15 protein-coding genes are annotated in these 18617 nt (G+C 38.7%); 6 read left to right on the top strand and 9 right to left on the bottom strand.

What is annotated here, in order from left to right:
• Positions 1-38: 38 nt before the first annotated feature.
• The gene (locus tag A7967_RS13470) at positions 39-1172 is read left to right on the top strand and encodes a 1-acyl-sn-glycerol-3-phosphate acyltransferase (protein ID WP_064435790.1); all 1134 of its coding nucleotides are present in this window, start codon (positions 39-41) and stop codon (positions 1170-1172) included.
• A gap of 114 nt (positions 1173-1286) precedes the next feature.
• A complete protein-coding gene (locus A7967_RS22415; RefSeq protein WP_054454553.1) occupies positions 1287-1532 on the top strand; it encodes a DUF1289 domain-containing protein in 246 nt (81 codons plus the stop codon).
• On the opposite strand, the gene A7967_RS13465 is transcribed toward A7967_RS22415, so the two are convergent.
• Positions 1529-2164: a transporter substrate-binding domain-containing protein gene (locus A7967_RS13465; RefSeq protein WP_244507102.1), complete on the bottom strand. Its 636-nt coding sequence runs from the start codon at positions 2162-2164 to the stop codon at positions 1529-1531. The two genes, A7967_RS22415 and A7967_RS13465, sit on opposite strands and share 4 nt — an antisense overlap.
• Before the next feature lie 208 nt (positions 2165-2372).
• Between A7967_RS13465 and A7967_RS13460 the strand changes: the two genes are divergently transcribed.
• From A7967_RS13460 to A7967_RS13450, 3 genes are read left to right on the top strand one after another with little or no spacing between them, the layout of a single operon-like run.
• Positions 2373-2576: a DUF3283 family protein gene (locus A7967_RS13460; protein ID WP_054203124.1), complete on the top strand. Its 204-nt coding sequence runs from the start codon at positions 2373-2375 to the stop codon at positions 2574-2576.
• Between the two features lie 2 nt (positions 2577-2578).
• Entirely contained in the window at positions 2579-3001 is a 423-nt protein-coding gene (locus A7967_RS13455) for a GNAT family N-acetyltransferase (protein ID WP_054454550.1), read from the top strand.
• A 15-nt stretch (positions 3002-3016) separates the two neighbouring features.
• A complete protein-coding gene (locus tag A7967_RS13450) occupies positions 3017-7519 on the top strand; it encodes an EAL domain-containing protein (protein WP_054454548.1) in 4503 nt (1500 codons plus the stop codon).
• Positions 7520-7530: 11 nt separating this feature from the next.
• Here A7967_RS13450 and A7967_RS13445 read toward each other — a convergent pair whose 3' ends face one another.
• From A7967_RS13445 to A7967_RS13425, 5 genes are all read right to left on the bottom strand, one after another.
• Positions 7531-8478, bottom strand: a complete 948-nt coding sequence (locus tag A7967_RS13445) for an ion transporter (protein WP_054203127.1) — start codon at positions 8476-8478, stop codon at positions 7531-7533.
• A 189-nt stretch (positions 8479-8667) separates the two neighbouring features.
• Positions 8668-9141 carry an FAD synthase family protein gene (locus A7967_RS13440; protein WP_064435789.1) on the bottom strand — a complete coding sequence of 158 codons (474 nt, stop codon included), beginning with the start codon at positions 9139-9141 and terminating at the stop codon, positions 8668-8670.
• A complete protein-coding gene (locus A7967_RS13435) occupies positions 9138-10178 on the bottom strand; it encodes a tetratricopeptide repeat protein (RefSeq protein ID WP_157756414.1) in 1041 nt (346 codons plus the stop codon). Before A7967_RS13435 ends, A7967_RS13440 begins: the two co-directional genes overlap by 4 nt.
• A gap of 30 nt (positions 10179-10208) precedes the next feature.
• Complete coding sequence (locus tag A7967_RS13430) at positions 10209-11141, bottom strand: uroporphyrinogen decarboxylase family protein (protein ID WP_054454543.1); 933 nt, start codon at positions 11139-11141, stop codon at positions 10209-10211.
• A 10-nt stretch (positions 11142-11151) separates the two neighbouring features.
• Positions 11152-13818, bottom strand: coding sequence for a bifunctional acetate--CoA ligase family protein/GNAT family N-acetyltransferase (locus tag A7967_RS13425; protein WP_064435787.1), 2667 nt, complete (start codon positions 13816-13818; stop codon positions 11152-11154).
• 143 nt (positions 13819-13961) lie between these two features.
• On the opposite strand from A7967_RS13425, the gene A7967_RS13420 reads away from it, so the two are divergent.
• Positions 13962-14678 carry an SIMPL domain-containing protein gene (locus A7967_RS13420; RefSeq protein WP_064435786.1) on the top strand — a complete coding sequence of 239 codons (717 nt, stop codon included), beginning with the start codon at positions 13962-13964 and terminating at the stop codon, positions 14676-14678.
• On the opposite strand, the gene A7967_RS13415 is transcribed toward A7967_RS13420, so the two are convergent.
• The 3 genes from A7967_RS13415 to A7967_RS13405 all read right to left on the bottom strand — a co-directional run bounded on the left by A7967_RS13415 (position 14663) and on the right by A7967_RS13405 (position 18587).
• The gene (locus A7967_RS13415; RefSeq protein ID WP_157756413.1) at positions 14663-15919 is read right to left on the bottom strand and encodes a lipopolysaccharide biosynthesis protein; all 1257 of its coding nucleotides are present in this window, start codon (positions 15917-15919) and stop codon (positions 14663-14665) included. The two genes, A7967_RS13420 and A7967_RS13415, sit on opposite strands and share 16 nt — an antisense overlap.
• 14 nt (positions 15920-15933) lie before the next feature.
• Entirely contained in the window at positions 15934-16629 is a 696-nt protein-coding gene (locus A7967_RS13410; RefSeq protein ID WP_064435785.1) for a hypothetical protein, read from the bottom strand.
• Positions 16630-16754: 125 nt separating this feature from the next.
• Entirely contained in the window at positions 16755-18587 is a 1833-nt protein-coding gene (locus A7967_RS13405; RefSeq protein WP_054203135.1) for a DUF885 domain-containing protein, read from the bottom strand.
• Positions 18588-18617 lie beyond the last annotated feature (30 nt).

The raw sequence follows: 18617 nt of genomic DNA, 5'->3' as shown, positions 1-18617 counted from the left end.
CTATTGCGTGCCGTTTTTTTAACTTTAAAGATGCACAAATGAGTGAACTCGTGGATAAGTACGCCGATATAAGACCTTACAATGATGATGAAGTGGCCGCATCAGTGGCACGCTTAATTGATGATAATGCGTTTGTTGATGTGTTAGCTAAATATAATCTGCCGCGATTTTTATCTACATTCTCGATTGTTTCTCGTGCGCTTGTTAGGCGTCAATTACGTAAAAAATGGGGCGCTATATCCACTGTTGAGGAAGTTCAACAAGAAGTATCTAGATATTTAGCAATGTTAGTTAAGCGGACAACGTCAGAGGTAACATTTTCTGGACTTGATAAACTAGATCCAAAACAAGCTTATTTATTTATTTCAAATCATCGCGATATTGTATTGGACCCAGCGTTAGTTAATTGGGGGTTATTTAGCTATAAGATGAAAACAGTGCGTATTGCTATTGGCGATAACCTACTGCAAATCCCTTATATTACAGAGCTAATGCGCTTAAATAAGAGTTTTATTGTAAAGCGTTCTATTAAAGCCCCAAAAGAGATGTTTCGTGCTTTGTCACACCTTTCTGCTTATATTTATGATTCATTAATCGGTGGTAATTCAATTTGGATTGCACAAAAAGAAGGGCGTGCAAAAGATGGATTTGATCAAACAGACCCTGCATTGCTGAAAATGTTGCAATTACAGGGGCGGAAGCAGAAAAAAGAATTCTCTGAATATATTCGTGAATTAAAAATTGTACCTGTGTCTATCTCTTACCAATATGAGCCGTGCGCAATAGCCAAGGCTAAAGAGCTCTATCATAAGCTACATCATGGTAAATACACCAAATCAGCAGGTGAAGACATAGCGAGTATCGTTGAAGGGTTTAGTGCGGCCAAAGGGCATGTGCATCTAGCATTTGGACAGCCGGTTGAAGATGGTTGCGACTCACCTGAGCAGCTAGCAAAGACAATCGATGAGCAAATCATTGATTCATTCTTTTTACACCCAGGAAATAATATTGCTGGTGGGTGTAAACAAGCCGTTATAGATAAAAAAGATGCCGCAGAGTTTGAGCAGCGTATGGCGTTAGTTCCTGAAGAATTAAAGTCATTAGTGTTGGCAATGTACGCAAAGCCTTTTGAACGTAAAGCCGAGTTAAACAGTAGCGAAAGTTATAAATAAATTAAGTCTCTATCAAGTCGTTTAGATAGATTAAAGCCGTTTTTAGTAGACGGCTTTTTTTTCGTTTAAAAAACGGGCTATACTTAATTTAGTGTTTTTTATTAACTGTTAACCATGCAACAAATTGAAATATTTGATATTCCAAGTCCTTGTAAAGGTATATGCGAGGTGAATAACCGAGGCTATTGCAAAGGGTGTTATCGTAGCCGGGATGAACGGTTTACATGGAATACATTCACGAATGCGCAGAAGAGAAAAGTGATAAGCCTCTGCCAGCAGCGATATAAACGTTATCAGCAAAAAGTGCCAATGACGAATGATTCGATAATACCTAATCAGCAAACTGATTTTGATTTTTAATTAAGGTTGTACTTATTTTTTAGCAAGTGCACTGTGCCATTTTTATTTAGTTTATTTAATTGGGTTTCTAATTTTGGAATTAATGCTTGATGACGTGAATGTAAAAAATGAAAGCTTTTAATTGGGATTAATACTTCTTTGTGGAACTGATTTGCATCAAAACTTGGGTGGGCAGTATCTAATAGGAAATCGAGTAAAATAGCCCCTTGAACTTTCTTTTGGGTAAGTAAGTTAAGCTGCGCAGTGACACTTTTTACACGTATAACATCGCCAATATATGGGTGTTGGTCAAGGTAGTTTTGCGCTGCAGGGTAACCAGATTGAATCGCGATATTAGCTATTTGATCAAAGTTACATTGTTGACAATTTTTCAATAAAATCAAATCAAATTCAAATAATGGGACATTGACTAATCGTAAGTTTTTATATTTTTTATTGATACTTGCAACTCGACCTAGTTGACCATCGAGCGTACCGTTATTTGCAGCTGCAAGCGAGCTCTGATGGTTGAAGTCTATAATATGCAGTTCGTAGCCAAGCTCTTTATATGCCATCGTCATTAACTCAATAACATAGCGTGCTTGCTGTGTATCGGCGGGTCGATTGAAAGTCATATATTTAGTTTCAGCCATACTACGGCAAGGGGAAAGTAATAGAATGAATATGAAAATCTGCAAGATATATTTAATCAACATGTCTCCAGGTGAGGACGAAAAAACGCCACTAATTTACGTTTAAATCCCTCAAAGAGCAAGGTTAGCTACTACTTTTTGCTCGTTTTAAATTATTATTTGATATACTAAGCTCACTTATATGGTTTGTAATAATAACGGGTAATTGATGTCATTTAACTTATGTTTACTCCCTAGAGAGCAAAAATATCAAATTCAATTAGACTATGAAGCATCGTTTTGGGCGTATCAAATAAAACGTGGAAAAAGCACTCGCGAACAAATATATAACACCATACATAGCCGCCCTGTTGCTGACCAAGTATTTCTTAAGCAACAATTTGAGCAATATTTAGCAGTTATGCTGAGTTAACCATGGCACTTAGGTTTGAATGTTTAGATCCTGTAAAAACGCCTTTAGTAAATAAATTTTATGATTCAAATGGCGCGCGAGGACGAGCAAACAAACAAGATGCTGTGTGGGTTGCCTATGCTGACTTTGACATAATCGCAGCATGTAGAATTCAAAATCGCGGTGATCACTTATTTTTATCTACCTTATTAGTTGCGCCACCTTGGCGTGGTAAAGGGATTGCAAGACAGTTACTTAGCCAGATCATAAAAAGTCAACAGCAAGAAGTTTATACATTTGCATACCAAAGTTTAATTGATTTTTATCGGTCAATTGGGTTTAACTTTGTGTTAACATTACCAGAACCTTTAGCGACACTATTTTGTTTTTACCAGCAACGAAAAATAGTAGCAATGAGCATTAGGTCGAGTAATTATTTAAAATAAAACTTGGGGTTATGAATGAGCAAATGGTTTAAGGTTATGACTTTTTTTTTCTTAGCCATCAATATCGCTATTAGTCACTTAGCTGTTGCACAAGTAAAACGATTATCACCAAGTGAAGGGCTATCACAAAGTTACGTCAGTAACATGTTGATTGATAACAATGGATACCTTTGGCTGGCAACCGAAGGTGGGCTCAATCGTTATGATGGTTATCAAGTGCTGCACATTGCAGGTCCTAATGGGGAATTGGATGAAGCTGTCATTGATAGTATTTATCAAGATTCAAATGGTTATATTTGGATTTCATCCATTCTAGCTGGTTTGTTTCGCTATGATCCGAGTACCGACAGTTATCAACAGTTTTTATCAAAACCCATCACTGCACAAGAGATACTTAGTCAATCTATTTTTAGCATGATTGCGGTTGATGATAAATCACTGTGGATGGGGCGAGGGTGGGATTTTGCTAGGTTAGATATTGCGAGTGGACAAATAGAAACGATTTTTGAACTACCAGAGCGCACTCGTAGCACTGTCATCCGAGAGTTACTCCATTACCAAGATTATATTTTTATCGCCACGAGTATTGGTGCGTATGTGTATCATATTCTAAGTGGTGAATACCGCCCACTAGAGCACCTAAGCGGTGACCCCGATCATGTATATCAAAACTATGTTAAGTCCTTTGCGTTAGGCGAGAGTGGCCGTTTATTGGTTGGGGCTGTTCGCGGTCTATATGAAGTAGATATTAGTGATTTACCAACCATGTTTGAACGTCCGGATATCCCTTTTAAAAATAAAACACTACTGGCTGATTTAAATATATGGAAAATTATTAATGAGAATTCATCAGTAGAGCTAGGTACAGACAAAGGCTTATTTAAGTATGACTTAGCGAGCGGTGAGTTATTTAAAAGCCAGAGAATAAATGATAGCGATTACTCACTTTCTGACGCAAGTATTATCGATATAGTTAAAGATAGTAATGGTGCTATGTGGGTGGCAACAAAAAGTGATGGTGCATTTTATTTGCCATCAGATCATTACCATTTTAAGAATGTTAACAGCAATATTTTGAAAGGAGATGGCTTATCACACCCCTCTATTTGGGGAGTTGCTGAGTTTGAAAATAAAGTATGGTTAGCAACAAATAATGGTTTAACTGCGGTCGATTTAGAAACCTTGCAAGGGCAGGTGTTTTTGAAGGACTATCAGGTTGATTTGTTTACAACAGAGTTTAGCATTTACAAGGTTATGCCTTATAAAGGTAAGTTGTGGCTACACAGTAATCGAGGGGTATTTAGCTTTGACCCAAAAACATATGAAGTAACACCAGCAAAAAGTGCGCAACCTAGTAAACAACATTTAATTGATGGTTGGGTTCACGGAACAACACTAATGCCCAATGGTGATCTTTTTTACGTGCACTCAGATCATGGTATGTTTACCTTCAATTTAGATAGTCAGATTATTACGCCATTAGAAGGTGATTTTAATAGTTTTGAACCTTTCTTAGTTTATGGATTTTTACCACCATTACCAACAAAACCAGACGCGCCTTTATTTTATAATGCAGGTATTTTATACCACGTTGACCCGCAAACCTTTGCGTTATCAAAAATTTACTCAGTGCCAAAACAGCATGAAAATGTTGCTATCAATGTGATGTCATATATTGTTGATAACAATAATATATTGTGGATTTCATTTTCAAATTACGGCCTTATTGGATTAGATGCCAGTAACTATAAGCTGCTTTATACGATAGATCTTGATAAAAATAAATTAGGTACCTTGCTCTATGACATGGTGTTGGATGAGGCGGGAATGATTTGGATGAGTAGCCACAAAGGTATTTGGCGATTGAATCCACAGAATCAACATTTTCAGCAGTTCACAACATCAGAAGGACTCGTTTCAACTGAATTTAACAGTGGTGCATTTACACGTCTAAAAAGCGGTGAAATTGTTTATGGAACATTAAAAGGCTTTACTTACTTCTACCCGAATGAAAATTATCCACAGCATGGGTTAATTGATAAGGTCAATATTACTAATATCGATCTAATGTCGCGAGAGTTATCTGAAGATCTAAAACAGCCAATTAATCAGGTTATTTTAAATCATGATGATATCGGTCTTGAAGTCGCTTTTTCAGCCATGGCGTTTAATTACCAAGAGCGTATTGTTTATGAGTATCAGCTTTCTGATGGTCAAAAATCATATACACGAAATAATAATCGTGTACTTTTTCCAAAACTTAATCCTGGTGAGTATCAACTAAAAATCTGGGCTAAAGACCCTTTAACTGGAGATTATACTACGCCCGCAGTATTAGATATTATTGTGAAGTATCCACTGTGGCGAGCGCCTCACTTTATGGTTTTTTACGCGATAATTTTGTTTGCTTTAGCCGGTGCTTGGAATATGCGCCGTAATCGTATACAACAATTATTACTTGCTGCACATAGAGAAAGCCAAGAGAGTGAAGCGCGCTTAAAACTAGCGTTGGAGGGAAGTCATTCTGGTGTTTGGGATTGGCAGTCTACGAGCCCTATTATCTATCAACCACGGCTTAAAAATGAACTCGATTATGATATGGACGCTGTTAATTTAGACGATTATTTAGCAAAAATACATCCGCAGGATAAACAAACATTTCGGTTAGAGTGGCTAGAATTTCTTTCTACGGATAAAGGCTATTTTAATTGCACTTACCGTTTACGCCACAAAAATGGCGATTGGCGTTGGTATAAAGATTTTGGCAAAGTCGTTGCTTGGCAAGGCAGTACACCAATAAAGGTTGCGGGCACTTATACAAATATGACACGCGAATTAGTTTTTGAGGAGCACGCGCGACTATTTGGTGCTGCATTTGAGCAAACACGAGATTGGGTGTTTATTTTAGATAAAAACTTACGAATTTTAGCAACGAATAAAGCACTGCAAAATGCATTTAACTTTCCGTCAGAGTACCGTTCTAGTCGTTCGCTTAACTTAGGGCTAGCACGAACTGTGCGCGTGAATTACTTACGTATCATGAAAAAACAATTGGTTGGTGAGCATTATTCTGCAGAAGAAACAGTATATTTAGCAAGTGGTGAAGCACGCCAAGTACTCATAAAAATAAGCGCTGTTGCAGGAAGTGATCAGCGTTTAGAAAGCTATGTAATTATTTTGACAGATATTAATGCGCAGAAATTAGCTGAAAATGAATTGTTTTTGTTGGCTAATTATGATGCTTTAACAGGTTTGCCTAATCGCACATTATTTAACGATCGTGTTGAGCATGCGCTTGAACAGGCTAAATCTCATGATTGCAAAGTTGCATTACTAAATATAAATATTAAACGTTTTAAGTACTTTAATGACTCATTAGGGCATGGCGTAGCCGATGAAATTATAAAATCAGTAGCCTTACGATTGAAAGCCACAATACGTCCTCAAGACAGTATTGCACGCTTTAGTGGTGATGAATTTATGCTGCTAGTTGAAGACATCAATCAAGTAGAAGAGGTATTGTTAGTTTGCGCTAAACTGATGCAGTGCGTGAGTGAGAATATTGTCGCCAACGAACAAGCACTTAATGTTAGCCTTAGTATTGGAGTTGCTATTTACCCAGATGATGCCAGCAGTGATAAAAGCTTAATTAAAGCGGCTGACATCGCTCTTTACCACGCTAAAAAAAGCGTAGAAGGATGTTACCAATTCTACAAGCAAGAAATGAATGTTCATGTTCAAAAAGCCTTACATTTAGAGTCTCAGTTGACCAAAGCATATCAAGAACATGAATTTTGTAATCACTACCAAGCTATTGTAAATGCACATACCCAGCAGGTTGAGGGATTTGAAGTATTGCTTCGTTGGCCTGAGAATGATGAATATAAGACTCAAGAGTTTGCTTTAGCCGCTGAAGGGATAGGGTTAATCACTAAAATTATGTTACAAACTCTTGCGCGGGCTTTAATTGAGCTAAAGCAATGGCGACGAATTTCACCGCAGCTATATATATCTATTAATTTATCTGCGTTGGATTTTGAGTATAAAAACTTGGTGAGCGAAATTCGTCAAGCCTTGATCACCGCAGGTGTACAACCTCAATCCGTTGTATTTGAGATCACTGAATCTGTGTTAATGCATGATTCATCGTATGCACAAGAAAGCATGCTTAAGCTTAAGCAGTTAGGCTGTAAGTTATATATGGATGACTTTGGTACTGGCTATGCCTCATTAACTTATTTAAAGCGTTTTCCAATTGATGTACTAAAAATCGATCGTAGCTTTGTTAATGATATAGGGGTGGATAGTGATGACGAAGCAATCATAGAGTCAACGCTTGCACTGGCTAAAAGTTTAGGAAAAGAATGTGTTGCTGAAGGGGTTGAAACACCAGAGCAATTAGCTTTTTTACGAAAGCTTGGATGTAATTTATTCCAAGGTTATTTATTTAGCAAGCCAGTCCCTGGCGATGAAGTTGCGATGTTATTAGAGCATGATTGGCGAGCGCTACTGGGTTAAAATAACGTACTTTAATCTTGGCGCTCACCACAATGGCGACAGTATAAGTGTTTTGAGCGAGAGCTAAGTTGAACTTTAATTGCTTTATTTGCTTCTTGTTTACTTAAACCTAATTTACAGCGTAGATTTTCTAGGTACTCTGCTTGGTCGTCATCAATTTGACCGTCATGTAGGCGCTCATGTACTGCATCGCTAAACATGATCCTACGTTTTCGTAGTTGTTCAGAAAAGCTTGACGCTAATAAGCCAGTAGGTATTGCTACCATGCCCATGCTTAGCAATGTGATTAGACCACCAAAAAAACGCCCTAGTGGAGTAACGGGCACCACATCGCCATAGCCAACGGTTGTCAGAGTAGCCATTGCCCACCACATAGCAGCGGGAATAGAGCCAAATTTATCAGGTTGAATATCATGTTCAATTAAGTAAATCCCACATGAAGCTAAAATGAGCACCACCGCCATAATAAAAAATGCAGCCATAAGTGAGCTGCTTTCATCACGAAATGATTGTAAAAGCAGCTGCATTGCTCTTGAGTAACGAGTGAGCTTAAAAACACGTAATAGTCTAAATACCCGCAAGAAGCGTAAATCGAAAGTAATAAAAAACATTAATAAGGTGGGTAGAATCGCTATAAGATCAATTAATGCCAATGGTGAAAATACATATTTAATACGGCGCTTTAAATTACTGCATTTCATACTCGTGTATTCGATACGCTCAACACACGACCACACTCTTAATAAATACTCAATGCTAAAAATACTCACAGAGATCAGTTCTAGTAATAAAAACTCATGTTTATATTGCTGCGCTAGACTGATTACAGACTCAAGCACAATCGCAACCACATTTATCATGATCAATGATATTAGAAATACATCAATGTAATGACCCACTTTACGGTATTCACCGTTGCCTTCAAAAAATAGAGCTGTGCGTTTACGTAAATTATTCAAATTAAATCCGTGTGTTCAAAAATATTGTTGTTTCAGTTTTAGTTATTATATGCAAAAAATATACGACTATACGTTGTAATAATGATACGTTGTAATAATGATACGTTGTAATAATGATACGTTGTAATAATGGCAGCCCCTTTTAATTCCAACAGAACCTCGCATCTTGTGGTGGTTTGGGTATACACATTATAAAACCTCTGAGCAGTATGTGATTATTTTTTGCTTAATATCAGTACTCGAAATATCAGGGGTTTGTGGTGCAAACATAACGTCAATATTATGCGCTTGTAATGCATTCGCAGCTTCATTCCAGCGCTCACTGTTTTGCCATTGCCCACCAACAACTACTTTATTAATTCCCCATGCTTTTATCCACCTACAAGCGCTCTGGGTCTTTATAATTGGACTTGGTACTAAGGCCACATGATCCACGATCGCCAATGCGCTTACTATGGTCATTCTTTCATGCTGGCTGATGATGGGAAATGTTTTTTTATTTTCAAAGCACAAGTCATCTGGCGCAACAGCAACAAATAGTTCACTGCCTTGGGCTTTAGCAAACTTTAAGTAATTTAAATGACCAATATGAAATAAGTCAAACACACCCAGGGCTAAGCAGCGTGTATTATGGTTACTTTTATTTTTTGAGTTTAGGGTCATGTCTGCATACTTTTGGCTTTATCGGTGAGTTTATTTATTAATATGTCGTGTTTATCAAAAAAAGAAAGTTGGTTTAATGTGTGCTCTAATTTTCCCCATTCGCTCATTAGGCATAATTTATAAAGTCTTGAATACACAAAGCACTGGGTTAATAACGAAAATGATCGAATGTTTTTTGCACATAAAATTGTATCAAAAAGTGGGTCGGGTGTTTGCCAATCTCCATAAAGTGCATTTAGCGTTAGTTCAGGTTGGGCTAGATGCCATACATTGCCATAGGGAGTTATTTTTTCGACTAAATTTATAGTTGGATACTCTGTAATTCTATTCCACTCAAAGGGAATATCACTCATCCAAAGCCCGCAAATAGTACGCTGACTGACGGTATCAACGCCAAAGCCACAAAGATCCATGGTCACCCCATCGGGGTGGGCAAAGCAGCGAGGGTTAATTAAATCATAGGATCGCATATGCTCATGCCAACCTTGGCTTTTTAAAAGTGTAATGGCTTGCTCCATTTGCCCCCAATCAACCCCAATATCAATGTCTTTATCAAAAGGTAGGATTGCGCCTTCGCGTATTATGCCTAGTAGGCTACCGGCGGTGGCAAAGGATTTAATATTTGCTTGACGAAAAAGAGCAAGGGTTTGCCATAGTAAGCTTTCATGTATTTCGGTATCGAATTCAACGTTTGGTTTTGGTTTATAACTATGATTAGGTGGCGTGTTTAACAGCACCTCTAGTGCATGGCGATATTGCTCAACTGCTTGGGGCAGCTCGCGTGCTTGTTGGTAGCACATGCCTAGCGTATGGCTAGTCTCGCTTGATGTTGGGTGTGCCGCTAAGGAAGCTATCAATGATTCTATGTGATTTTTTGCTGTGCCTTCTATCAGTGCGATTTCGGCCAAATAACGATGTGCAATCAAACATGAGTTATCTTGGCTCAGTACATACTCAAACTGCCCCCGCGCTAATTGATATTGGTTTTGTTGGTATAACTCAACGGCCTTTATTAACTCGGCATGTATAGTACTCAATTGTTTATCTTCCGTAGGCATAAACTTAATTCACAGTCCTTTTACAATAGAACATGTTTTTAATAATGTATTGTTTTTAATGCTTAAAGGTAGAGTGCAGCTTGGGGCGATAATGACTCTATTAAAATCCAAATGGCGGCTGCAAGATGAAAAAATTCGTTCAATTTCTTTTGCTTTAAGTGGGCGAGGTAATAATAATTTATCCAATAGCCCTACAAATGTAATATCAGGAAAGCGAGTCAGTAAAGCCTTTATAGCTATAACATCATCACAATCATCAATTGATAGTAATGAGAACTTCTTACTATCAAGGAAATCAAAATAAATAGGTGCACTGCAATGATAATGAATAAGGTGGTGCTGGTGGGTTAATTGCGTTATACATTGTTCATCATATGGGGCTACGAGAGTTTTAAATTGCTCATAATTGCAAAATGCAGCGCTCGAATGAAAGCTGCAGTAGTAAATTCTAACATTTTTGATTAACAGTAAAGCGTCAATATATTGCGCTGTAATATCTGTTAATAAAGATAACATTTTTTTATAAGATGCGTGCTCTAATTGGGCTGCTGTTAATGTTCCCCCCAACATTGAATTTAAGTGATAAAGCGGAGAGTAAACCGTTGCAAAACATGCTTTATTGGTACTGCTAGGGTGTTCGCTAACACGTTTGTGTGCTTCAATATTTATGAGTAACTGCGGGCAATCGTTTAATTTTTTAGGGCTTTTTTCATCATTTAATAAAGCTGATAAATTATAAACATAGCTGTTTTTTTCAACTGACCCCAAAGGGTTATGTTGAAAGTGTCGTTTAATGCCAAATGCACTGCATACACTATTACTATTACAGCTTAGTTTAATAAAGCAATGATCATGAATATCTTGATAGGCAATAACTGACTCAGCGAGTAAGTCAGCATCTAAGTCGATATTTGGCCAGTGCCTCCAAGTCGTTACTTTCAACTAAAGCGCCTTATAGTGTCAGTACCATGTTTATACTGCCTTCTTCAAAATCACGGGTTATCTTAAAACCAAGTTTACGAGCAAGCTCGATCATGCCGGTATTTTCAGGCAGCGTGATCCCTTCAATAAATTGCACCCCTTGGCTTTGGCAATAACCAATCGCAGCACGCATAAGCATTCCTCCTAATCCGAGTCCTTGGCAATTAGATCGCACTACAATCGCAAACTCAGCATGAACTTTATCAGGATCCATTAAAACACGAGATACACCTAAAGTAAGGTGTTCGCCCGATTGCTCTTGAGTGACGATAAAGGCCATTTCACGGTCATAATCAATCTGCGTCATTTTAGCGAGTTGGTCATGATTAAATTGTGGCAGTTCTCCAAAAAAGCGTTTATAACGATCTTCTTTACTTAATGATTGATCAAATGCCTGATGGGCTTGCTCATCTTCAGGTTTGATAGGTCGTAATATGGCGGTGCTACCATTTTTTAATGTGACATGTTCAACTAGTTCAATAGGGTAAGGGCGGATAGAGAGTCGTTTACGGTGCGACTGTATTTTATAACGATTCAAAGTCATGGTTGCATCAAGGACTAAAAATTGCCCGTTACTGGCTAAAATAGGGTTTAACTCAACAGAAGTGATGTCAGGTTGATCAATAACTAACTGAGAAATACGCGTTAAAAGTGCGCATAAGCGATATTTGTCAACCTTCTCTGGCAGAATGCGATCTTTAAGCACACCTTTATCATGTGCCGCAGCAATTAAATATTTTGCTAAGTTCATATTTAATGGTGGCAGGGCGACCGCTGCTTGAGCAAATTCTAAGCCTGTGCCTGCTTCACCAAGAAGTATAACAGGACCAAAGTTAGGTTCAGTTTTTACGGCAATTCGCAGTTCATTCGCGCCAGCTCTCGGTGCCATTTTTTGTAACGAGAAACCTTCAATAATTGCATCGGGGTAGGTGTTTCGTATTCTTAATAACATCGCAAATGCGGTTTGCTCTACCTCTTGAGCATCATTTAAATTCAGCACCACACCACCGACTTCTGATTTAGAGGGAATGCTTGGACTAATTAATTTAAGGGCGACAGGAAAACCTAATTCAATTGCTTGCTCTTTGGCTTCTGTGGGGGTGTAAGCCACTTCAGTTTGAATACATTCAACGCCATAATGAGTCAATATTTGACTTGCCTGATGAGTTGATAAATAGCTTTGCTGCTCTTCTAAAAACTCATTGACGGTTTCTTTAGCTGCTTGCTTATTTATTTTCGCATCGTCCGTATTTGACTCAGGCGTTTGCGTTAAATGCTTTTGGTTACGACGATAGCTCACTAAATGCATAAAGGCTCTGACAGCGCCCTCTGGGGTACGATAGGTTGGAATGCTATTGTTACTACATAAACGCCTAGCAGCATAAGCAGCATCTTCACCCATAAAGTTGGTGATCACATAAGGGCGCGCCATTGGCGGGAGTTTGTTAAGAGTCTGCGCAATAATATGCGCATAGTCTTCACTGGGTGCCAGTGCCGATGGTGTATGAATGATTAATAGGTTTTTCACTTCTTTAGCGTGTAGTAATATTTCTAATGCTTGTTGATAGCGTGCGGGGGCTGAGTCACCAAAAATATCAACTGGATTTGAAGTCATATCTGATTGTGGAATGACTTTATTAAGCGCGGCGCGTGTCTCCTCGCTCAGTTGTGTGAGCTTTCCTGAGCTTTGTAATAGGCTATCAACAGCCATTACACCAGGGCCGCCGCCATTAGTTAAAATGGTCAGCTGTTCAACTTTTAATAATTTAGGGTGCATGGCGAGAGTTTGTGTTGCTGCAAATAACTCGGTTAAATCATTAACTCTTAACATGCCGGCACGTTGAAATAGTGCATCATACACGGCATCAGAACTTTGTTGTCCGCCGGTGTGTATTTCAGCCGCGAGTGCACCTGCGGCTGTTTTTCCCGTTTTAATCGCTATAACGGGTTTGCTAAATGCCGCAGCCCGCGCAGCGGAAATAAAGCTGCGGATATTCTCAATGTTATCAATATAAAGTAAAATAGCTTTGGTTTTGGCGTCCCGTCCTAAAAAATCCAGCAGCTCTGCAAAATCAATATCAAGGCAGTCACCTACGGATACAAAATATGAAAATCCAATTTCTTTATGCTTAGCCCAATCTAAAATAGTTGAGCATACAGCGGCTGATTGAGAAATAAACGCCAGTTTACCTGGGCTTGCTACTGTGTGTGAGAAACTCGCGTTAAGCCCCAAGTGAGGAATAAGCAAACCGAGGCAATTAGGGCCAAGTAAAGAAACGCCAGCGGTAAGTGCCGCTTGTTGCAGAGACTCTTTTTGTTCTTTATTTAAGCCCGCAGCAATAACAATGGCATTTTTACATCCTAGCTCACCTAACTCATTAATAATATTTATTAAAGTGTTCTTGTTGGTACAAATAACCGCAAGGTCAGGTATTTTTGGTAAGTCAGTTATGGATGGATAAGCAAGCACACCATGCACTGCAGAGTGTGACGGGCTAACGGGCATTATCGGCCCTTTAAAGCCACCTTGTAATAAATTTCGCATTACAACAAACCCAGCACGGGTTTGATTGTTTGAAGCACCAATAACGGCTACGGAGGTTGGATTAAAAAACTGACTAATGCGCTTTACACTCATTGCTTTTCCTTTGCTGTACAGGACGAGTTAAGTTTAGATACTTACACTCTAATATCCCAATCTATACTCATTAATGTAACCTGTTTATCACGAAGTTTCGAGTGGCAATGAGTCTTAGCTAGATCTATATCAAGGAGTTATAAATGAATAAATCACAAAGCAACAGTTTGACTGTGGCTGCTGCAGTATTAGCCGTTGGGTTATTAGGTTTGGGCTTGATCTTAAAAAGTGCTGCAATTGATGTAAAAAATATGGAGCGTACTGTCACAGTGAAAGGGCTTGCAGAAATAGAAGTGGCAGCGGATACGGTAATTTGGCCATTGCAATTTAGTGATGCTGACAACGACCTTGAAAAGTTAGTAGCGCGCATTGAGCAAAAAAATGATGCCGTTATTGCTTTTTTAAAGCTACATGGCTTTGATGATGACGAAATTAGTCGAGGCGCGCAATCAATTGTAGATAAACAAGCAAGAGAATATGGCGCTGAAAACCAGCAATTTAGATATATAGCACGCGCGAGTGTAACCGTTTATTCATCACAGCCAGATAAAGTTAAAAATGCTTTAGCGAAAGTAGGGCAATTGGCTAAGCAAGGGATTGCCATTGTGCAAGATAGTTATGACACACGTATTGAATATTTATTTACGGGGTTAAACGATGTTAAACCTGCCATGGTGCAAGAGGCGACTGAAAAAGCGCGTGAAGTTGCGATTAAATTTGCCAAAGATTCGCAATCAAAGTTAGGTAAAATTAAAACAGCACGCCAAGGTCAGTTTAGTATTTCGAACAGAGATTCAAATACGCCACAACTTAAAAAAGTGCGTGTCGTGACGAGTGTAGAATACTACTTGTCAGATTGAATATTGTTACCGAGTAAAAGGGCAACAGGCGTATTCATTTTAAACAGCACTAAGCTGATTCTACTTAGTGCGCCTAATGCAAAACCGATACTAAATGCAACAGCAACACCGGTAATACCGTAATCGTTTTTAAGCCAGCTCGCCAAGAGCAGTGTGATACTGGTTGCTGCTAATAAAATATATAGGTTATGTAGAGGGTTGCCCCTGAGCTTTATAATATTACTTGCCAATACTCTGGCGGGTAATAGCAATTGACCAATGAGTAAAATAATTAATAAATGATGGCCTTCTTCAAGCTGCTTTTCACCGTACAAATAAAGTAGAGGGTGAGCCAGCAGTAATAAGAAAATTATTGCAATAGTATTTACTCGCCATAATAACCTCATAAGTTCAACTATCTGCTGATCGTTAGCTTGTTCACTAAGTAAAATAGGTTTTAAGTATTGGCTTGCAGCATTGGCAAGAATGGTTAATAAGCCTACGATCACAATTGCAGGAAAAAATACGCTCACTCCAGTGGCACCAAACCAATGATGCACTAAAAGCACGTCTAATTTTGCTACTATTACAGTGCCGGCCCCACTTGCAAGCATAATTAGCGAGTATTTACACCAGCTTTTAGTTTTATAGCTTGCAGGTGTAGCTAAAAGAAGCGGTTTTATTAACCAGTATTGATAAACAACAACACAGAGTAAAGCGGCAAAAAGTAGTTGGCATATCACTTCAAGTGACAGTTCTTTAAAAAACAATACAACAAGTAAACAAAAAGCCGTAGTGAGCAATTCAAAAAGGCATTGCTGAGTTAACAACCCAAGTTTAGTTTTATTTAAGGCAATTAAAAATGCTGCTTGGCTTTGCATTACAGCACCAATTGGAACAATTAATAACAAATAGAATACATGCTCTTTGGCACTTTGATGGGGTGATATATGCGTAAAAATAGTCACTACGCAGGCAACAAATAATACGCCGAATAAGCACGATGCAGCTAGGTAAGTATGCTTTAAACCTTGAAGTAAATCATGTTGCTGATTTTTAAAAAGAGGGTGGCTCAAACGCATTAAAGATGATGAAAACCCCATACTTGCTGGTAATAGTAAAATTTCACATAAGGCCAGCAATGCCGCAAAAGTACCAAATTGTTCTGTTGATATTAATCGCGCTAAAAATAAAGTGAGTATAATGCGGCTAAAATGATTCAGAGCAGTAAAGGCACTCAACGAGAAGAAATGTTTATACATTACACAGTTAGCCATTAAGCGTGTTGTTGAAGGTAAGTTTCTATCTTGTCTGTTTTGCAACGCAGGTAAGCGCTTGCTAATAATACCGTGTATTCATTAAGTGTGTGGCTCGAAAGAGTGTTTTTTAAGTTGATCAGCGCATTTAAAAATGCAGCCGTATTGATATTTTCATGTTGCTTAAACTGAGCTTCCATCAGCGCGAGCAGTGCGGAAAATTCGTGCTTAGGTAAACTGGCTTGTTCAACATTGCACGTGATGTAACATGCAACAGGTGTTAGTCCGGCACTATTTGCCTGGGTAAGAGCTTGTAAGAGGCTTTCGTTACTTTCAAATAGCATTAATGATCGAACATAATTAAAGGGAAGTTTATTGGCATCACAGTGGCTAAATAAGGTGTGTATCACATTATTGTTAAGGTCATTCTGCAAGGCAAAGCCATTGTTAAATTTAAGCCCCGGGGTGAAAAAACTTAATAAATCAGTGCTTTTAAATTCACTAATTAAATCTTTAGGAAATGGGTGTTCTGTAAGTATTCGGGTCGCTACATTTTGCAAATAGCTGTACTTAACATCCATCCGTTGTGCACTTTGGTATAAATGTACCAGTTGCATGCTCTGTTGCTGTGACGATAATGTAGGGAAGTCATCCACAACAGCTTGTAGCTGGTGGTGCTGTAACTGGTGTGTTAGTTGTTTTATACATGTATCCATTGGTATTCCCTCATTATCGTTTATTCTATCCTAGCTGAAACCATTTACAGGTCAAGCTGTTAACTAGGTTTACAAACAGCAAAAAGGCCGCAATTGCGGCCTTTAATATACTTATATAGGTGTTGTTAAGCAGCTGATTTACTTGCAACCCATTGGTCAACAAATGTTTCTAGTACGTTTAATGGTACTGCACCATTTTTTAGTACAACGTCATGGAATTCACGAATATCAAACTTGTCACCAAGTTTCACTTTCGCAGCTTCACGTAGCTCTAAAATCTTAAGCATACCTACTTTGTAGGCTGTTGCTTGTGAAGGCATTACAACGTGACGTTCAACCATTTTTACGCCATCTGAGGTCGCGTTTGGTGTGTTATTCACGTAATAGTCGATACCTTGTTGGCGAGTCCACTTCATTTCGTGGATACCGGTATCTACAACTAATCGACATGCACGCCATAGTTCCATAGCAAGACGGCCGAAATCTGAATATGGGTCTTCATACAGGCCCATTTCTTTTGGTACTAATTCAGAGTATAAACCCCAGCCTTCAATGTACGCTGTGTAGCCACCGAATTTACGGAATTTAGGCACACCTTCTAGCTCTTGTGAAATAGCTATTTGCATGTGATGGCCAGGCATACCTTCATGATAAGCGAGTGCTTCCATTTGGTACGTTGGCATTGCTTCCATATCATAGAGGTTTGCGTAGTAGATACCAGGGCGTGAACCATCTGGTGCAGGTTGCTGATAGAATGCTTTACCTGCAGCTTTTTCACGGAATGCTTCTACTGCTTTTACTTTTAAATCAGCTTTTGGCTTAACAATGAAAAGCTCGTCTAAACGCGTCTTCATGTTATCGATCATTGCTGTTGCTTCATCAAGATAACGCTGCTTACCTTCAGCTGTATTTGGATAATAAAATTGCTTGTCAGTTTTCATAAACTGCATAAACGCTTTTAAATCACCTTTGAAGCCCACTTTATCTTTAATTTCGCGCATTTCATCATGAATACGAGACACTTCAGCAAGACCAATAGTGTGGATTTCTTTTGCTGTTAAGTCGGTCGTTGTTGTACGTGCTAATGCGTTGTTGTAGAACGCTTCACCATCAGGAAATTTCCACGCACCATCGCGATCGTCAGCACGCTTTTCAAGCTGCGCTAAATAATTAATTAGCTTAGAGTAAGACGGTTTTATAGCCGACTTAAGCGCTTTTTCAGCGTCATTGATTAGGCTGTCTTTCTGTGCTTGATCAATTTCCAGTGCCGTTACTTTACGTTTAAAGTCAGCAAGTAATGTTGAATCTTCGCCTTTTTCAAATGGCGCACCGAGAATGATGTTTTTGCTTGAATCAATCACGTGTGGAAACACAAACTTAGGTGCAATAATGCCTTTGCTAGCACGTGTTTCTAAATCTTTAATTAACTGATCGATAACCGTTGTTACGCCATTTAAGCGAGATATATACGCTTTTGCATCAGACACATCACCAATTTGGTGTTGGTTGATCATAAATGCTGGGATCATCGAGTGAACACCAAACATTTGGTTTACTGGGTAGTTATGGTAGCGCCATTTAAAATCAGCAATGTTATTTTCAAGATCTTGTTTTTTAAGATCATAGCTAACTTTGGTGCTGTCATCTAACAAATCACGATTAATTGCGTTTAACGCGACAAGATCGTCTTTGGTTTGTTGTAGGTCTTTTAGGGCACGTTCTTCGCTGCCATCATCCCATTTGTCGTAATCTTGTTTGATACCCATATAAGTTTGGTAAACCGGGCTGCTCATTACATCGCGGTTAAAGGTATCTTCGAAAAACGCATTGGCTTTTTCTATTTCGCTTTGTACAGGCTGTGCTTGTACGCTTGGTGTACTTTGTTGCTCAGGTGTTTGCTGGCAACCACCTAGCAGTGCAATACTCACTGCAGCGGCGATAAAGGTAAGTTTACGCATGTTTTCCCTTTTGTTGTTAGAAACCATTAA

This window comes from Pseudoalteromonas neustonica, assembly GCF_001653135.1.
GTDB classification, from domain to species: domain Bacteria; phylum Pseudomonadota; class Gammaproteobacteria; order Enterobacterales; family Alteromonadaceae; genus Pseudoalteromonas; species Pseudoalteromonas neustonica.
Note: the sequence above shows the minus strand (reverse complement) of the source record. Positions and strands in the feature narration are given on the sequence as shown.